General features: G+C 72.2%; 14 protein-coding genes. 10 read left to right on the plus strand and 4 right to left on the minus strand.

The annotated features are described in order from the left end of the window. Positions 1 to 20: 20 nt before the first annotated feature. The 6 genes from PZ894_RS03390 to PZ894_RS03415 all read left to right on the plus strand — a co-directional run bounded on the left by PZ894_RS03390 (position 21) and on the right by PZ894_RS03415 (position 6695). Positions 21 to 1514, plus strand: coding sequence for an AMP-binding protein (locus PZ894_RS03390; protein WP_275742482.1), 1494 nt, complete (start codon positions 21 to 23; stop codon positions 1512 to 1514). 162 nt (positions 1515 to 1676) lie between these two features. Further along, positions 1677 to 2837: an acyl-CoA dehydrogenase family protein gene (locus PZ894_RS03395; RefSeq protein ID WP_275742484.1), complete on the plus strand. Its 1161-nt coding sequence runs from the start codon at positions 1677 to 1679 to the stop codon at positions 2835 to 2837. Continuing rightward, complete coding sequence (locus PZ894_RS03400) at positions 2834 to 3706, plus strand: acyl-CoA dehydrogenase family protein (RefSeq protein ID WP_275742486.1); 873 nt, start codon at positions 2834 to 2836, stop codon at positions 3704 to 3706. Before PZ894_RS03395 ends, PZ894_RS03400 begins: the two co-directional genes overlap by 4 nt. Further along, entirely contained in the window at positions 3706 to 4677 is a 972-nt protein-coding gene (locus tag PZ894_RS03405; RefSeq protein WP_275742488.1) for an acyl-CoA dehydrogenase family protein, read from the plus strand. The genes PZ894_RS03400 and PZ894_RS03405 overlap by 1 nt, the downstream gene beginning before the upstream one ends. A gap of 60 nt (positions 4678 to 4737) precedes the next feature. Further along, positions 4738 to 6093 (plus strand): MFS transporter, encoded by a 1356-nt coding sequence (locus PZ894_RS03410; protein WP_275742490.1) that lies wholly within the window; start codon positions 4738 to 4740, stop codon positions 6091 to 6093. After that, positions 6090 to 6695, plus strand: a complete 606-nt coding sequence (locus tag PZ894_RS03415) for a hypothetical protein (RefSeq protein WP_275742492.1) — start codon at positions 6090 to 6092, stop codon at positions 6693 to 6695. The genes PZ894_RS03410 and PZ894_RS03415 overlap by 4 nt, the downstream gene beginning before the upstream one ends. A 12-nt stretch (positions 6696 to 6707) precedes the next feature. On the opposite strand, the gene PZ894_RS03420 is transcribed toward PZ894_RS03415, so the two are convergent. Genes PZ894_RS03420 through hsaA form a run of 4 tightly spaced genes read right to left on the minus strand, consistent with a single transcriptional unit; the run spans position 6708 to position 10421 of the window. Continuing rightward, on the minus strand, positions 6708 to 7370 hold the full coding sequence (locus PZ894_RS03420) for a flavin reductase family protein (RefSeq protein WP_275742494.1): 663 nt from the start codon (positions 7368 to 7370) through the stop codon (positions 6708 to 6710). Positions 7371 to 7413: 43 nt separating this feature from the next. Continuing rightward, positions 7414 to 8313 (minus strand): iron-dependent extradiol dioxygenase HsaC, encoded by a 900-nt coding sequence (gene hsaC / locus PZ894_RS03425; protein ID WP_275742496.1) that lies wholly within the window; start codon positions 8311 to 8313, stop codon positions 7414 to 7416. A gap of 41 nt (positions 8314 to 8354) precedes the next feature. Next, positions 8355 to 9251, minus strand: coding sequence for a 4,5:9,10-diseco-3-hydroxy-5,9,17-trioxoandrosta-1(10),2-diene-4-oate hydrolase (gene hsaD, locus PZ894_RS03430; RefSeq protein WP_275742498.1), 897 nt, complete (start codon positions 9249 to 9251; stop codon positions 8355 to 8357). A gap of 3 nt (positions 9252 to 9254) precedes the next feature. After that, positions 9255 to 10421, minus strand: coding sequence for a 3-hydroxy-9,10-secoandrosta-1,3,5(10)-triene-9,17-dione monooxygenase oxygenase subunit (gene hsaA / locus PZ894_RS03435; protein WP_275742500.1), 1167 nt, complete (start codon positions 10419 to 10421; stop codon positions 9255 to 9257). 168 nt (positions 10422 to 10589) lie between these two features. Here hsaA and PZ894_RS03440 point away from each other — a divergent pair, with 168 nt between their 5' ends. The 4 genes from PZ894_RS03440 to PZ894_RS03455 are packed head-to-tail and all read left to right on the plus strand — an operon-like array spanning position 10590 to position 14515. After that, positions 10590 to 12317: a GAF domain-containing hybrid sensor histidine kinase/response regulator gene (locus tag PZ894_RS03440; RefSeq protein ID WP_275742502.1), complete on the plus strand. Its 1728-nt coding sequence runs from the start codon at positions 10590 to 10592 to the stop codon at positions 12315 to 12317. Next, a complete protein-coding gene (locus PZ894_RS03445; RefSeq protein ID WP_275742503.1) occupies positions 12314 to 12697 on the plus strand; it encodes a response regulator in 384 nt (127 codons plus the stop codon). The genes PZ894_RS03440 and PZ894_RS03445 overlap by 4 nt, the downstream gene beginning before the upstream one ends. Continuing rightward, complete coding sequence (locus PZ894_RS03450; RefSeq protein WP_275742505.1) at positions 12694 to 13833, plus strand: adenylate/guanylate cyclase domain-containing response regulator; 1140 nt, start codon at positions 12694 to 12696, stop codon at positions 13831 to 13833. Before PZ894_RS03445 ends, PZ894_RS03450 begins: the two co-directional genes overlap by 4 nt. Positions 13834 to 13855: 22 nt before the next feature. After that, positions 13856 to 14515: a Crp/Fnr family transcriptional regulator gene (locus tag PZ894_RS03455; protein ID WP_275742507.1), complete on the plus strand. Its 660-nt coding sequence runs from the start codon at positions 13856 to 13858 to the stop codon at positions 14513 to 14515. Positions 14516 to 14619: the final 104 nt, after the last annotated feature.

Below are 14619 nucleotides of genomic sequence, written 5' to 3' on the forward strand. Positions count from 1 at the left end.
GGTACGGCGATGGAGGTGACATGATCCGCACAATTCCCGGCGTGCTGCGGGCCGCCGCGGACCGCTACGGCGACAAGGCAGCGTACGTCGAGGGCGACGTCGTGACGTCGTTCGCCGAGCTGCTGGAGAGGGTCCGCCGTACGGCGGCGGGCTACCGCGACCGCGGGCTCGGGCCCGGTGGCCGGGTCGTCGTGTGGGCACCCAACAGCACCGACTGGGTGGTCGCCGCGCTGGCCGTGACCTACGCCGGCGGCACGCTGGTGCCGGCCAACTCCCGCTACACCGGACACGAGGTCGCCGAGCTGGTCGACCGCACCGGGGCGGTCCTCGCCGTGGTCTCGGACGGCTTCCTCGGCCGGACCCAGATCGCCGACCTCCGGGCCGCGAGCGACCTGCCGAGCGTGCGGGAGGTCATCGACCTCGGCGCCCTCGCGGCGGTCGAGGTCGAGCCCGGCGACATCGACGCGGTCGCCGAGGCGGTCTCCCCCGACGACGTCGCCGACATCCTCTTCACCTCGGGCACGACCGGTCGTCCCAAGGGCGCGATGACCGCGCACCGGCAGACGGTCGGGGTGGCCGACACCTGGGGCGAGCTCGGCGGCGTGACCGCGGACGACCAGTACCTCGTGATCAGCCCCTTCTTCCACACGTTCGGCTACAAGGTCGGCATCATCACGGGCCTGTGCACCGGCGCGACGCTCTACCCGGTCACGACGTTCGACGTCGACGCGACCCTGCGCCTCATCGAGTCCGCCCGGATCACGGTCATCCCCGGCTCGCCGACCATCTACCAGTCGCTGCTGGCGGCCCCCCGCCGCCCGGACTTCGACCTGTCGTCGCTGCGGCTCGCCGTGACCGGCGCGTCCGTCGTGCCGGTGGTGCTGATCGAGCGCACCCGCGCGGCGGCCCCCGAGGGCCTCGGCGTCGACCAGGTGGTCACGGCGTTCGGCATGACCGAGGCGGTCGTGGTCACCATGGCGCGTGACGGCGACCCGGCCGACCTCGTGGCGAACACATGCGGCCGGGCGATCCCGGGCATGGAGGTGCGCGTCGACGCGCCGGAGGGAGAGCAGGGCGAGCTGCTGGTGCGTGGCGACTACGTGATGCTCGGCTACCTGGACGACCCCGAGGCCACCGCCGCGGCGATCGACGCGGACGGCTGGCTCCACACCGGTGACGTGGCGACGATCGACGCGCAGGGCAACATCACGATCACCGACCGCATCAAGGACATGTACATCTCGGGCGGCTTCAACGTCTATCCCGCCGAGGTCGAGCAGGCGCTCCTGCGGATGGATGGCGTCGACGACGTCGCCGTCGTCGGCGTGCCCGACGAGCGGATGGGCGAGGTCGGCAAGGCGTACGTCGTCGGCGCCGTCACGCCCGACGACGTGGTCGCCTTCGCGAAGGGGCGCCTCGCCAACTTCAAGGTGCCCCGGCACGTCGAGCTCGTGGACGGTCTCCCCCGCAACCTGTCCGGCAAGGTGCTGAAGACAGAGCTGCGCCGTGGTTGAGGCCGACGCCCGGCTCTCCGGGGTTTCGAGATGGTTCCTGAGGAGGTTGCGCAGCAACCGTCTCGAAGGGCAGGCGCCAGCACGCCTTCCTCAACCGTCGCCGGTGGTTGAGGAGGTTGCGCAGCAACCGTCTCGAAACCCCCGCACCCGACAGGAGACCCCGTGGACCTGACCTTGTCCGAGAGCGAGCTCGCCTTCCAGGCCGAGGCGCGGGAGTGGCTGGCGGCCCACGTGCCGAGCGAGCCGCTCCCCTCCATGGACACCGCCGAGGGGTTCGTCGCCCACCAGGAGTGGGAGCACGCGCTCGCCGACGCCCGCTGGGCGGTCGTGTCGTGGCCGGAGGAGTTCCACGGCCGCGGCGCGTCGCTGGTCGAGTGGGTGATCTTCGAGGAGGAGTACTACCGCGCCGGCGCGCCCGGCCGGGTCTCCCAGAACGGGATCTTCCTGCTCTCCCCGATCATCTTCGACCACGGCACGAAGGAGCAGCAGGACCGCTTCCTGCCCTCGATGGCGACCGGCGAGACGATCTGGGCGCAGTGCTGGTCCGAGCCCGAGGCCGGCTCCGACCTCGCCTCGCTCCGCTCGACCGCGCGCCGCGACGACGAGCGCGGCGGCTGGATCCTCAACGGCCAGAAGACCTGGTCGTCGCGCGCTTCGTTCGCGCACTGGGGCTTCGGGCTCTTCCGCTCCGGCGTCGCAGGGGTCGAGCCGAGCGTCGCCCGCCACCAGGGGCTGACCTACTTCCTCTTCCCGCTCGACGCCGACGGCATCACCGTGCGCCCGATCGCGCAGCTCGACGGCGAGGCCGGCTTCGCCGAGATCTTCTTCGAGGACGTCTTCGTGCCCGACTCCGACGTGCTCGGCGCCCCCGGCGACGGCTGGCGGGTCGCGATGTCGACCGCCGGCAACGAGCGCGGGCTGTCGCTGCGCTCCCCCGGCCGCTTCTGTGCGGCCGCCGACCGCCTCGTCGACCTCTACCGTCGTACGCCGCGGCCGCCCGCCGCGAGCGCCGACGCCGTGGTCGACGCGTGGATCAAGGCGCAGGCCTACCGCCTCTACACGTGGGGCACGGTCACCCGACTCGCGGGCGGGGGCGACCTCGGCGCGGCCGGGTCGGTCAACAAGGTCTTCTGGTCCGAGCTCGACGTGGCGCTGCACGAGACCGCGCTCGACCTCCTCGGACCGGAGGCCGAGCTCGAGTCCCTGTGGCTGGACGGCTACACGTTCTCGCTCGCGGGTCCGATCTACGCCGGCACCAACGAGATCCAGCGCAACATCGTGGCCGAACGCATCCTCGGCCTGCCGAAGGAGCCCCGCCGATGAAGTTCGTGCTCGACGACGACCAGCGCGACTTCGCGGCGGCCCTGGAGTCGCTGCTCTCCAGCGCCGACACCGTGGCGGCCGCTCGCGCCTGGGCCGACGGCGACCACGGCCCCGGGCTGAAGCTGTGGGCCCGGCTCGCGGAGCTCGGCGTGCTCTCGCTGGCCACCGACGCTACCCCGGTCGAGGTGGCGGTCGCCTTCGAGGCGCTCGGCCGGCACGCCGTGCCGGGACCGTGGGTCGAGTCCGCGGCGTACCTGCCGGTCGCGCTCGGCCGTGAGGTCGAGCGCGTCGCGACGGTGGCGGTGCCGCCGCACGTGCCCTATGCGCTCGACGCCGATGTCGCCGACCAGGTGTACATCGGCGACACGCCGGCCGGTTCCGTCGGCGAGTTGCACCTCTCCGTGGACCGCACCCGCCGGCTCTTCGACGTCTCCGGGCAGGGTGAGCCCAGCCGGGCGGGGTTCGACCTGGCGGTGCTGGCGACCGCAGCGCAGCTCCTCGGCGCCGGCGAGCGGGTGCTGGCCGACTCGGTCACCTACGTCCAGCAGCGCAAGCAGTTCGGCCGCGAGATCGGCTCCTACCAGGCGATCAAGCACGCGCTGGCCGATGTGCGGATCGCGCTCGACTTCGCCCGTCCGCTCGTCCACGGCGCCGCGCTCGGGGCGGTCGAGGTGTCGGCGGCCAAGGTCGCGGCCGGCGACGCGGCGTACCTCGCCTCCCGCACGGGACTCCAGGTGCACGGCGCGATCGGCTACACCGCGGAGTTCGACCTCAGCGTCTGGATCACCAAGATCCGCGCACTCGTGACCGCCTGGGGCACGCCGGACTTCCATCGCGGCCGGATCCTCCAGCAGCTGGGGGCGAGCTGATGGAGTTCGCGCTCTCGGAGGAGCAGCGGGAGCTGGCCTCGACCGTCCGCTCGCTGCTCGACAGGCGTGCCGACGCCCGCGTGCCGCGATACGACGAGGCGCTGTGGTCGACGCTCTGCGAGCAGATCGGCGTCGCCGCGCTCAACATCCCCGAGGAGCATGACGGGTTCGGCGCGTCGCTGTTCGAGACCGCGCTCGTGCTCGAGGAGATCGGCCGGTCCCTGGCGCCGTCTCCGCTGCTGTCGTCCCTGGTCGTCTCCGAGGCGCTGCTCGCGGGTGCCGACGAGGAAGCCCGTGCCCGCCTGCTGCCGCGAATCGCCGCCGGTCAGGTCGCCGCCTTCGTCGACGGCGACGCCCCGGTGCTCGACGGCGACCTCGCGTCGATCGTCGTCGTCGCCACCGACGACGGCCTCTTCGAGGTGTCGGACCCCGAGGCCACGTGGACCCCGTCGATGGACCAGACCCTCCGGCTCGCCACCGTGCGCGCCGACCTCTCCGTCGCGACCCGCATCGGCGACGGCCCGGCCGCCCGCCAACGGGCCCGGCAGGTGGGTGCGGCCGGCTGCGCGGCACTGGCCACCGGGCTCGCCGCCCGCGCGCTCGACATGACGGTCGGCTACAGCAGGGAGCGGGTGCAGTTCGGCCGCCCGATCGGCTCCTTCCAGGCCCTCAAGCACCGGATGGCCGACATGCTCGTGCTGGCCGAGATGTCTCGATCGGCGTCCTGGGCCGCGGCGTACGCCGTCGCCACCCACGCCGAGGACGCCGACCAGCTCACCCACGTCGCGAAGTCCTACTGCACCGATGCGCTCGCCCGGATCGCGGGCGAGACGGTGCAGCTGCACGGCGGCATCGCGATCACCTGGGAGCACGACGCACACCTCGTGTTCAAGCGCGCCCACGCCCTCGGCCAGCTCTTCGGGTCCGCCCAGGAGCACCGGGCGGCCGTGACCCTCGACGGTCGGCGATAGTCGGGGCCGGTTCGAGCACGAGCGGAGGCCATCGCGGCGCCGTGCTGCGAGGATGACGGCGTGCGTCGCGCCGTGGCTCCTCTCATCGCGGTGGCGGTGGCGCTCGTGCTCGCGGACTCCGCGATCGTCACGCTGGCGCTGCCCGACATCCTCTTCCACCTCGACACGACGGTCGCCCAGGTCGCGTGGGTGCTGCTCTCGTTCAACCTCGTGCTGGGACTGGTCGCGGTCCCGACGGCCATCGGCTTCCGCCGGGCCCGGCCGCGGGTCCTCGCCGCGGTCGGCATCGCGGTCTTCGCCACGTCGTCGGCCTGGTGCGCGGTGGCGCGGTCGATCGAGGTGCTGATCGCGGCCCGGTGCCTGCAGGCGGTCGGCGGTGCGCTCGCGCTGGTCGGGTGCCTCGAGCTTCTCGTCGTCCTGTACGGCGAGCGCCGCGGCATCGCCACCTGGATCTCGGCCGGCGTGGTCGGCACGGCCACCGGGCCCGTCGCCGGCGGCCTGCTGACCCAGGCGTTCTCGTGGGAGGCGATCTTCGCGGTGCAGGTGCCGTTCGCCGTGCTCGCGGTGCCGGCCGCCCTGGCGGTGCGCGACGGGCCACCGCCGGCGGCCGGGCCGGCGTTCGCCCGGCATCGTCCCGCCGTCCGCCCCAACCTCACGCTCGCGCTGCTGTCGGCCGCGCTGACCGCCGCCCTGTTCCTGCTGGTCCTGCTCCTGGTGGACGGCTGGCGCCACTCGCCGGCGACCGCGGCGGTGGCTGTGTCCGTGGTGCCGGTCGGAGCCCTCGCCGCCCGCCCGCTCGCGCGTCTGCTGCGTCCGCCGGCCGCGGTCGAGGTCGGCGCCGGGTGCTTCCTGGTCGCCGGTGGGCTCGGCGGTCTCGCGCTGCTGCCGTCGGCCGAGCTCGCCTGGACCGTCGCGCCCCAGGCGCTCATCGGTCTCGGGCTCGGCCTCACCGTCGACCAGCTGACCGTGCAGGCCGTGCACCTGCGCCAGCCGCGGGTCGAGCACGCGAGCTGGACCATCAGCGCCCGCCACCTCGGCGTCGTCGTCGGGCTGGCGATCCTGACGCCGATCTTCACCGCGGACCTCGAGGACGCCCAGACCCCGGCCGAGGAGGCGATCACGGCGCTCGTGCTCGACGCCCCGCTGCCGGCGCAGACCAAGGTCGACCTGGCCCGCGCACTCGGCGAGCTGCTGGTCGACCAGCAGGGTCAGGTGCCGGACCTGCACGCAGCCTTCGAGGCCACCCCGGTCGACCCCGCGGACCAGGCCGCGCTCGCCGAGCTCGAGGCCGACCTCGACGACCAGCTCGAGCGGGCCGCGACCCACGCCTTCCGCGACTCCTTCGTCGTCGGCGCCGGCCTCGCCCTCCTCGCGCTCCTCGTCGTGGTCGTGCCTCCGTTGCGGAGGCGGTCATGAGCCTCCGGATCCTCGCCCTGCCGGTGATCGCCCTCGTCCTGGTCGGCACCATGCTCGGCGTCCAGCTCGCGTACGGCGGCGGCACCTTCGAGCCGCTCGAGCCGGCAGACCCCTGCGTCGAGCGCCCGATCACGTCCCGGTCGGAGGGGATCGACGCGCTCACCGAGCAGCTCGTGCTGATCGGTCTCGACGAGGCCGCGTGCAGCCTCGACACCAGTCGCGAGGCGCTCACGCTCGACCTCGCCCGCGGCGGGCCGCCGACGGACGCCGAGGTCGAGGCGCTGCAGGACGGGCTGCTGACCGCCGTCGACCGGATGGCGGCCGACGGCACCCTGCCGCCGGCGTCGGCCCTCGTCGACGACGCCCTCGACCAGGCCGACCTCAACGAGTTCCTCGAGACCCTGATCCGCGCGATCCCGGACTCCGTCATCGATTCGGCCCTGCACACCGACGACGTCCTCACCCGCGCGATCGAGGACATCGACCTGCGCGAGCTGCTGGCGAACGTCGACGACCAGCAGGCCCTGAACGAGCAGATCGAGCCGGCCGTGGCCCAGGCCGTCAAGGACTCGCTGCTGGACCGGCTGCGGTCCCTGGTCTGAGCGACTGCGACGTCAGCGCGGGTCGGTGGTGCGGTACTCGCCTCGGTAGAACAGCAGCGGGTCCAGGTCCGCGTCGGCGCCCTCGACGCCGTCGTCGGTGACCAGGTCGAGCACCCGGCCGATGACCACGTAGTGGTCGCCGGCCTCGTGGACGGCGTGGATCGCGCAGTCGACGTGGGCGAGCGCACCCTCGAGCAGCGGCGACCCGGTCTGCGGCGACGGGCTCCACTTCACGTCGGCGAACTTGTCGGTGCCGCGGCTGGCCATCGTGTTCGAGACCTCGGCCTGGTCGGCTCCGAGGAAGTTGACGCAGAACTTGCCGGAGCGCTGGATCAGCGGCCACGCCCGCGACGTCTTGGCCGGGATGAAGAGCACCAGCGGCGGATCGAGGGAGACGCTCGAGAAGGACTGGCAGGTCAGGCCGACCGGCTCGTCGTTGCTGACGCCGGTGACCACGGTGACCCCCGAGGCGAAGCGACCGAGGACGTCGCGGAAGCGCCGTGCGGCGTAGACCGCCTCCGGGTCGTCGTGGACCGCGACGTCCTCGCCCGGCCGGAACTCGAAGTCGACCTCCTGGTCACCGAGCCAGGAGATGATCAGCTCCGGGCTCGGCCAGGTCTCCCGGGCGTCGGGGCTCATCCCCTCGGGGATCTCGTGGCTGGGTTCGGAGCTCATGAGACCGATGTTCCCACTCGGGGCCTGAGGCACGAGTGCGGTCTCACTGCGCTCCGGCGCCGAAGTCGTGCCCCCAGTAGGACACGGCGGTCGACTCGCGGGCCACCCAGCGCGCGTCGTCGACGGTGAGGCCGTCGGTGCCGAACTCCACGTCGAAGCCGCCGGGCGACTTCACGTAGAAGGAGATCATCTCGTCGTTCATGTGCCGGCCGAGCGTCGCCGACAGCGGCGCCTGGTGCTTGCGCACCCGCTCCAGCGCGCGGCCCACGTGGTCGAGCTCGTCGACCTCGAGCATGATGTGCACGCACTTGGACGGGTTGGGCATCGGCAGGAACGCCAGCGAGTGGTGCCGCGGGTTGACCCCGAGGAAGCGCAGCCACACCTTGGAGCCCGGCTCCTTGCCGACGAACTCCCCCGGCATGCTCATCGAGTCGCGCAGCCGGAAGCCGAGCACGTCGGCGTAGAACCGCAGCGCCTCCACGTCGTCGGTGACCGGCAGCACGATGTGGCCCATCCCCTGGTCGCCGGTGACGAACTTCGCGGCGTACGGCGTGACGACCGGCCGCGACTCGTAGGTGATGCCGTGGAAGAGCTCGAAGACGTTGTCGAACGGGTCGGAGAAGCGCACCAGCTCCTGCACCCGGCGCTCGTCGAGCTCCTCCCTGGTGCCCTCCTCGAAGTCCACGCCGGCCTTCTGCAGGTGCTCGCGGGCCTCCTGGAGCGCCCGGTGGTCGGCGACCTCCCACCCGACGCACGAGAGCTGGTCGGCGTCGGAGGGGAAGACCACGAGCCGTGCGGAGACCTCGTCGATGCGCCAGTACTGGTGGTCCGGGTTCGGGCCGCGACCGGCCGCGAGGCCGAGCACCTTGCCGGCGAAGGTCTCCCACTGCGACAGGTCGGTGCTGGCCACGCGCACGTAGCCCATGGACTTGATCTCGATCAAGGCCGACTCCAATCACCATCTATGGTTGCGGCGGTCACGGGTCAACCCTTCTCGCCGTGGTAACGACCGAGGAACGCGGTCGAGATCTCCGCGAACTCCTCCGCGGCCTCGATCTGCGCCCAGTGCCCGCAGTTGGGGAAGACGTGCAGCTGCGCCTTCGGGATCAGCTTGAGGGCGGCGAAGGCGCCGTCGAGCGGGTTGACGCGGTCCTCGCGGCCCCAGGTCAGCAGCGTGTGCTTGCGCAGCCGGTGCGCCTCGCGCCAGAGCATGCCGTCCTCGGCGGTCTCGGGGTGCCAGAACGACATTCCCATCGACCGCATCGCGTCCTGCGCACCCGGCGCGGTCGCGTCGGCGAAGCGCTCCTCGACGAGCTCCTCGGTCACGAGCTCCTGGTTGACCACCATCGTGGAGATGAAGGCGCGGAGGTTCTCCCGGGTCGGCTCGGCGCTGAAGTCCATCAGTCTCTGCACCCCCTCGGTCGGGTCTGCGTGGAAGAGGTTGAGCGACAGCCCGCCCGGACCCATCAGGACCAGCCGCCCGACGCGATCGGGGTGCGTGAGCGCCAGACGCATCGCTGTGCCGCCGCCGAGGCTGTTGCCGAGCAGGTGCACGCGCTCGATGCTGAGCTCGTCGAGCAGTGCGACGACGTGGTCGGCCGCGTGGCGGTAGTAGTTGCCGACCACCGGCGGCTTGTCGGAGCCGCCGAAGCCGGGCTGGTCGACGAGCAGCGTGCGGAACGTCGTGGCGAAGTGGGGCAGCGCACGCCCGAAGTTCGACCACGCCGACGCGCCGGGGCCGCCGCCGTGCAGCATCACGAGCGGCAGGCCACCGCCGACGTCACCCCGCTCCCCGGTCTCAGGGCCGGCCTCGTAGTGGTTGAGGGTGATGTCCAGCACCTTGGTCGAGCGCCGGGTGCCCTCCTGCGAGTAGTCCGCCATCGGTCAGTACATCCCCGGGTCGACCTTGTGCCCGAACTCGTGCGCGCCGTACATCTGCAACGCTCGCTCCGGGTCGTTCGCGGCGTGCACGCGGCCCGCGTGGGCGTCGCGCCAGGCCCGCTGGAGGTAGGTGCCGTTCGTGAGCGCGCGACCACCCGAGGCCTCGAACAGCGAGTCGATGGCGTCGATCGCCCGCTGGGTGCCGAGCACCTGGTCGCGCCGGACCCTCAGCCGCAGCCCGAGCGGGATCTTCTCGCCCTTGGCCACGTGGGCCTGCTCCTCGCGGATGTTGCTGACCAGCAGCGCCCACGCGGCGTCGATCTCCGAGGAGGCCTTCGCGATGCGCACGGCGGCGAACGGGTCGAGCGACGCCTTCTCGCCGAGGTACGCCGCCCGCACCCGCTTCTGCTGCATCTCGACGTGCTCGGCGTAGGCGCCCCTCGCCATCCCGATGATCGGCGTGGTGATGGTGCCGGTGAAGATCGAGTGGAAGGGCAGCTTGTAGAGGTCGGACGGATTGTGCTCCTGCCCGGGCCCGAAGCAGCGACCGGTGTCGCCCATCGACAGCGTGAACGCCTCGGGCACGAACACCTCGTCGACGACGACGTCGTTGGAGCCGGTGCCCGAGAGGCCGACCATGTGCCAGACGTCGACGATGGTGTAGCTCTCGCGCGGCACGAGGAAGGTCTTGAAGTCGACCACGCTGCCCTCGTCGTTGAAGACCAGGCCGCCCAGCAGCACCCAGCTGCAGTGGTCGCAGCCGGAGGAGAAGCTCCACTTGCCGGACAGGAGGTAGCCGCCGTCGGTCAGCCGCGCCTTGCCGGTCGGGGCGTAGGACGAGCTGAGCCGGGTCGTCGAGTCGTCGCCCCAGACCGCCTGCTGCGCCTCGTCGGGGAAGAGCGCGACCTGCCACGGGTGCACGCCGACCACGCTGGAGACCCAGCCGGTCGAGCCGCACGCCCCGGCGATGTCACGCACCGCGGTGTAGAAGTCGACGGGGTCGGCCTCGAGGCCGTCGAACCGCTTCGGCTGGAGCAGCCGGAAGAACCCGACCTCCTCCAGCTCCTTGATCGAGGCCTCCGGCACCACGCGGAGTCGCTCGGCCTCGTCGGCCCGCTCCCGGATGCCGGGCAGCAGGTCACGGACGCCGTCGAGAACAGCCTGGGACATCGCTTCTCCTGTCACGTGGACGAACAGGAACAATACTAGAACACGTTCTCGTTTTGGTCGAGACGGGCGCCCCGGGACCACCCGGACGGACGATTGCCCGAGGGCCGGTGGCCGCGCAGAGTGGTGCGCAGTGGCCCGGCCCGGCCGGGCCGCCGGGAGGGACCGGCCGTGGTCGAACCTGCGACGTTCCCGGGACAGGGAACCGTCAGTGCTGCGGAGCACGAACGGCTCCGCCGGGACTACGACGCCCTCGAGGACCAGCTCGGGGCGGCCTCGGACGTGCTGGAGGCCATGGGTCGCTCGGCCGCGGAGCCGGACACCGTCCTCGCCACGATCGTCGCGAGCGCCCGCCGGCTCTGCCGCTCCGACGCCGCGCACCTCTACCTCCTGGAGGACGGCGTCTACCGGTTGCGGAACACCGTCGGCCTGACCGAGGAGTCGCACCGCCTCATCACCGAGCACCCGATCTCCGCCGATCGCGACACGCTCACCGGCCGGGTCGGGCTCGAGCGACGGACGCTGCAGATCCCCGACGTCCTCGCGGACCCGGACTACGGTCGTCACGACCTCCAGCGCGCCGCCGGCTTCCGGACCGTGGTCGCGGCCCCCATGATCGTCGACGACAGGGTGGTCGGCGCACTCAACGTCTGGCGCAACGACGTCCGCCCCTTCGACGACCGCGAGATGGCGATCGTCAGCGCGTTCGCCGTCCAGGCCGCGATGGCGGTCAACGCCGTCATGCTCGTCCAGCAGCTGGAGCGGGCGAGCAGGCACAAGTCGGAGTTCCTCGCGAGCATGTCCCACGAGCTGCGGACGCCGCTGAACGCCGTGATCGGCTTCTCCGAGGTGCTGCTGGAGCGGATGTTCGGGGACATCAACGAGCGGCAGGAGGAGTACCTGCGCGACATCCTCGGCTCGGGCCGCCACCTGCTCGAGCTGCTCAACGAGATCCTGGACCTCTCCAAGGTCGAGGCCGGGCGGATGGAGCTGGAGTACTCGTCGTTCGACCTGCCGACGATCCTGGACGAGGCGGGCGGCATGCTGCGAGAGCGGGCGAGCGGTCGGGGCGTCGACCTGCGGATCGAGGCGGCGCCCGACGTGGGCGCCGTCTACTCCGACCAGCTGCGACTCAAGCAGGTGCTGCTCAACCTGATGACGAACGCCGTGAAGTTCACCGGCGAGGGCGGGTCGGTCGTCGTCCGCGCCGAGCGGCGGCCGGCGGAGCTCGACATCACGGTCACCGACACCGGCGTCGGCGTGCCCGAGGACGACCGCGAGCGCATCTTCGAGTCCTTCCAGCAGGGCGGCCGCGGCAGCCCACGCGAGGAGGGCACCGGGCTGGGACTCACGCTCTCGCGCCGGCTCGTCGAGCTGCTCGGTGGACGGATGTGGCTGGAGAGCGAGGTCGGCGTCGGCAGCACGTTCGGCTTCTCGCTGCCCGCGCAACGGCCGCCGCAGGAGCCGGGTGCCGAGACCGGGGCCGGACCCCACGCCTACGTCGGCCACGTCGTCATCGTCGAGGACGACCGTCCGTCGCTCGACCTCTTCACCGCCTACCTGTCGGCCGCCGCGCTCCGGGTGACGCCGGCGCGGGACGGACCCAGCGGACTCGAGGCAGTGCGGCGAGGCCGTCCGGACGCCGTGCTGCTCGACATCCGGCTGCCCGGGATCGACGGCTGGGCGGTCCTCGAGGCGCTGCAGGCCGACCCCGGCACCCGCGACATCCCGGTGATCGTGGTCTCCATCGTCGACGAGCGGTCCCGGGGCGCGGCCCTCGGCGCCGCCGACTACCTCGTCAAGCCGGTCTCCCGGGAGGCGCTGCTCGGCGCGCTCTCCCGGGTGGGCGCGAGCCCCGCGGCGCAGACGCCGCGCACGCGAGAGACGGGCGGCCCGTGAGCAGCCGCCGGATCCTCGTCGTGGAGGACAACCCCAAGAACCTCAAGCTGGTCCGCGACGTGCTCACCTTCTCCGGCTTCGAGGTCGTCGCGGCGACGAACGGCGAGGACGGCGTGCGGCTCGCCGAGGAGGTCGTGCCCGACCTGATCCTCATGGACCTGGGGCTCCCGGGCATCGACGGCGCCGAGGCGCTCCGCCGGATCCGCGGCGGCGACCGCGCACGCCGGGTCCCGGTCGTCGCGGTGACGGCGTTCGCCATGGACGACGACCGCACGCGGGCCTTCGAGGCGGGGTTCGACGGGTACGTCGAGAAGCCCATCAGCGTCCGGGCCCTCCCCCAGCAGGTGGAGGACTTCCTGAACCTCGGGACTGCGCGATGAACGACGACCGCGAGGAGCGTGCCCGGGTCCTCGTCGTCGACGACCAGCCCGCTAACGTGCGACTCCTCGACGCGATCCTCACGTCGCACGGCCACCTCGTGTCGTCGGCGGCATCCGGCGAGGAGGCACTCGAGGTCCTCACCGCCGCCGAGCACGATGTCGTCCTCCTCGACATCCTGATGCCCGGCATCGACGGCTACGAGGTGTGCCGCGCCATCCGCGAGCGGCCGGGGACGGCGTACCTGCCGGTCGTCATGGTGACCGCCAGCGGCGTCGAGCAGAAGGTCGAGGCCCTGCGCGCCGGCGCCGACGACTTCCTCACCAAGCCCATCGACCGACCGGAGCTGCTGGCGCGGGTCGCGTCACTCGCGCGCATCAAGCGCTACCAGGACACGATCCGGCGGCAGGCCGCGGAGCTGGCCGACTGGAACCGCGAGCTGGAGACGCGGGTCGCCGACCACGTGGCGCAGCTCCAGCGCATGGAGCGGCTGCGGCGCTTCCTGTCGCCGCAGCTCGCGGAGCTGATCGTCGACTCCGGCGACGAGTCGTTCCTGGAGAGTCACCGGCGCGAGATCGTCGTGGTGTTCTGCGACCTGCGCGGCTTCACCCCGTTCGCCGAGTCGAGCGAGCCCGAGGAGGTCATGGGGGTGCTGGCGCAGTACCACCAGGCCGTGGGCGACCTGGTCTTCCACTTCGAGGGCACGCTGGAGCGGTTCACCGGCGACGGACTGATGGTCTTCTTCAACGACCCGGTGCGCTGCGAGGACGGCCCGCTGCGGGCGATCCGGATGAGCGTCGCGATGCGGGCCCGGGTCCGGTCGCTCGCCGAGGCCTGGGCACGGCAGGGCCACGACCTCGCGCTGGGGATCGGGATCGCACAGGGTTACGCGACACTCGGGACGATCGGATTCGACGGGCGGCTCGACTACGCGGCGATCGGCACCGTCACCAACCTCGGGTCGCGGCTCTGCTCCGACGCGGGTCCGTGGCAGATCCTCGCGACCGAACGGGTCCACGTCGCCGCTGGACCGACGGTCCGGGGCGAGGACGTCGGCGTCCGTACGCTGCGCGGCTTCAGCCGGCCGGTGCACGCCTTCGCGGTCACCGGCATCGACAACCCCCAGGCCGCGCCATGACGGCGCGCGTGCGTCGCTGACCATGTGGCGTCTGCTGGAGCCGCTGGGGCCCGAGGACCGCGACGCCTTCCTCGCCCTCGCCCGCCGCCGGTCGTTCACGCGCAACGAGGTGCTCTGCCACCAGGGCGACCCGGCCGACTCGCTCCACCTCGTGGAGCACGGACACCTGACCGTGCACGGCAGTCTCGCGACGGGCGCCACGGTGACGTTCACGATCCTGGCGCCGGGTGACTACTTCGGCGAGCTCGCCCTCCTGCGCGCCGACCACCGACGGACGGCGACGGTCACCGCGCTGGAGCCGAGCCGCACCCTGGCGGTCGCGGCCAGCGCGTTCGACGCGCTCTGCAGGCGCAACCCGGGCATCGAGCGGATCGTGTCCACCCTGCTGGCGGACCGGGTCGACCACCTGAGCCGGCGGCTCGTCGAGGCCATGTACGAGAGCCTGGACCGACGGGTCTACCGGCGCCTCCTCGAGCTCGCCCGCTCCTACGCAGAGACGGTGGGACCGGTCACGGTCCCGTTGAGCCAGACCCAGCTCGCGGACCTCGTGGGTGCGTCCCGGCCGCCGGTCAACCAGGTCCTGCGACGCCTGGCGGCGCAGGGCGTCGTCGCGCTGAGCCGGTCCCGCATCGAGGTCCTCGACCTGACGGCGCTCGAACGGCGCTGCTCCGACCGGCGGTGATGAGCGGGCGCTGCGTCCGTTCGGCACCGGTCACCCGATGTGTCATCCGGCGAACAGAGGATTCGCCGGCTCCGGCGAAGGATCGAGCCATCGAGAACCACCGA

The sequence above is a fragment of the Nocardioides sp. YIM 152315 genome (genome assembly GCF_029210375.1).
In the GTDB taxonomy this organism is placed as follows: domain Bacteria; phylum Actinomycetota; class Actinomycetes; order Propionibacteriales; family Nocardioidaceae; genus Nocardioides.

Coding starts and splice junctions, on each gene's coding strand:
- PZ894_RS03455 (WP_275742507.1), top strand. CDS start 13,856: ATGTGGCGTCTGCTGGAGCCGCTGGGGCCCGAGGACCGCGACGCCTTC.
- hsaA (WP_275742500.1), bottom strand. CDS start 10,421: ATGTCCCAGGCTGTTCTCGACGGCGTCCGTGACCTGCTGCCCGGCATC.
- PZ894_RS03420 (WP_275742494.1), bottom strand. CDS start 7,370: ATGAGCTCCGAACCCAGCCACGAGATCCCCGAGGGGATGAGCCCCGAC.
- PZ894_RS03415 (WP_275742492.1), top strand. CDS start 6,090: ATGAGCCTCCGGATCCTCGCCCTGCCGGTGATCGCCCTCGTCCTGGTC.
- hsaD (WP_275742498.1), bottom strand. CDS start 9,251: ATGGCGGACTACTCGCAGGAGGGCACCCGGCGCTCGACCAAGGTGCTG.
- PZ894_RS03450 (WP_275742505.1), top strand. CDS start 12,694: ATGAACGACGACCGCGAGGAGCGTGCCCGGGTCCTCGTCGTCGACGAC.
- PZ894_RS03400 (WP_275742486.1), top strand. CDS start 2,834: ATGAAGTTCGTGCTCGACGACGACCAGCGCGACTTCGCGGCGGCCCTG.
- PZ894_RS03390 (WP_275742482.1), top strand. CDS start 21: ATGATCCGCACAATTCCCGGCGTGCTGCGGGCCGCCGCGGACCGCTAC.
- PZ894_RS03405 (WP_275742488.1), top strand. CDS start 3,706: ATGGAGTTCGCGCTCTCGGAGGAGCAGCGGGAGCTGGCCTCGACCGTC.